The organism is Bacillus sp. B2-WWTP-C-10-Post-4 (assembly GCF_009183805.1).
Classification (GTDB): Bacteria; Bacillota; Bacilli; order Bacillales; family Bacillaceae_G; genus Bacillus_A; species Bacillus_A cereus.
This window is the reverse complement of sequence record NZ_WEII01000248.1, coordinates 1-1,776: the sequence shown is the minus strand read 5'-3', so window position 1 is coordinate 1,776 and position 1,776 is coordinate 1. Positions and strand designations below refer to the sequence as shown.

The following is a 1,776-nucleotide window of genomic DNA, read 5'->3' as shown; positions in this document are numbered from 1 at the left end:
ATACAGAAATGAAGAAAAATAAAAATACATTATATAAAACTTTAGGAGGTTAATAGTTATGAATGTAGATAGAAAAATAGTAGGTGTTTTTAGAACAATTGATGATGCGGCACTCGTTATTAATGAATTAAATGAAAAAGGATACTCAGCAGATAACATTTCAGCTATTGCGAAAGATCAAAAGGAAATTGAACATCTAGAAGAAAAATCGGGTGAAAAAGTGAATAGCGAAACTGCACATAAAGCAGATATCTTTTCAGCGACAGGGCTTGTAGCTGGAGGAGTAGCAGGCGGGCTCGGTGGTTTATTAACAGGTCTTGGTATACTTGCCGTATCTGGAATGGGTCCAATTGTAGCAGCAGGACCAATCGCAGCAGCTATTGGAGGAGCTGGTATTGGCGGAGGAGCTGGAAGTTTAATAGGAGCATTTATCGGCTTAGGAATCCCTGAAGACCATGCTAAAAAGTATGAAGAATATATTTACGATGGAAATATATTAATTTTAGTAGATGCAAAATTAGATGATAAGTTAGAAATCTATAAAATATTTGATAAGCATAATGCCTATAACTCTGATTTCTTTAAATAAAATGTAAACAAAGTGAATATCGTTTTTGATCTTACAACTTTGGCGCGGCCGAGGAGTCGTATGACTATAAGAGAGGAAGGGCTTATAGTAAAAGATCAAGTCCTATTATGATATTGAGAAGGGAAGAGGTGTCTATTCGTGATTGTAAAAATATTAAAGGATAGTAGTAATAGTTTCCTTTGCACAGTTCAAAGTAAAAATGGAAATCAGTATGTGAAAAAATGGTTTAGTAAACATGAAAATAATAAAGAATTAGGGCGACCAACTTTTAAAGAAGTAGAAAAGGATTGGAAAGAAAATAGAGACTCGTTTATGTATCCTAATGTTAAAGCGCTTTATTGAACATAATGGGGGTTTTATTCTTACAAAATTGTCACACTCCTGTAAGGTAATTCAATAGATTAGATATTTTTTCTGTGTCATAATAAAGACATAAGAAAGCGCATTAAAAAACTACAACTTATTAGGAGAGTGTCAGTCATGATTGTAACAACAACGTCTGGAATTCAAGGTAAAGAAATTATTGAGTATATCGATATTGTAAATGGTGAAGCTATTATGGGTGCAAATATTGTCCGCGATTTATTCGCTTCCGTTCGTGATGTTGTCGGTGGTCGTGCTGGTTCTTACGAAAGCAAGCTAAAAGAAGCTCGTGATATCGCAATGGATGAAATGAAAGAACTTGCAAAACAAAAAGGTGCGAACGCTATCGTTGGTATTGACGTAGATTACGAAGTTGTTCGTGATGGAATGTTAATGGTTGCTGTAAGTGGTACAGCTGTACGTATATAAGTAAATAAAAAACAGGCTCCCCCTTAAAGTTCATGCTTTGAGGGGATTTTTTTGTTTCATGATTAAAGTTAAAATGAAGAAGAGTTGATGGCGTATTATAAGTACAAAAAATAAGCAAAACGTTATTGTAAAAGATGCTAGGATTGGGGGTATTGCACGGGAATTTAGATACTAAGCAGACGCACCCGCTTATTTCAAATATAGTATATATCGTTTTCAAGGAGAAAAGTAAGAAATACAGCAATCTTTATATTTGTTTAACGAGAGTGTTAACTTTATGATAAATAAAAAAATTGTTATTTGAGGTAAGGGGAGAAATAATGGTATGAATAACGAGAGTGTATAGTTTATAGAAATAAACGATTGAGCATGTAAAGGGTTGTATTACATAAAAT

At 33.7% G+C, this 1,776-nt stretch carries 3 protein-coding genes; all 3 read left to right on the top strand.

Annotation, left to right across the window (positions count from 1 at the left end):
- Positions 1-58 precede the first annotated feature (58 nt).
- Positions 59-589 (top strand): general stress protein, encoded by a 531-nt coding sequence (locus GBN78_RS29645; protein ID WP_001100100.1) that lies wholly within the window; start codon positions 59-61, stop codon positions 587-589.
- 138 nt (positions 590-727) lie between these two features.
- A complete protein-coding gene (locus GBN78_RS29640; RefSeq protein WP_000635863.1) occupies positions 728-931 on the top strand; it encodes a DUF4028 family protein in 204 nt (67 codons plus the stop codon).
- Between the two features lie 138 nt (positions 932-1,069).
- Positions 1,070-1,381, top strand: a complete 312-nt coding sequence (locus GBN78_RS29635) for a YbjQ family protein (RefSeq protein WP_000637510.1) — start codon at positions 1,070-1,072, stop codon at positions 1,379-1,381.
- Positions 1,382-1,776: the final 395 nt, after the last annotated feature.

Coding starts and splice junctions, on each gene's coding strand:
- GBN78_RS29645 (WP_001100100.1), top strand. CDS start 59: ATGAATGTAGATAGAAAAATAGTAGGTGTTTTTAGAACAATTGATGAT.
- GBN78_RS29635 (WP_000637510.1), top strand. CDS start 1,070: ATGATTGTAACAACAACGTCTGGAATTCAAGGTAAAGAAATTATTGAG.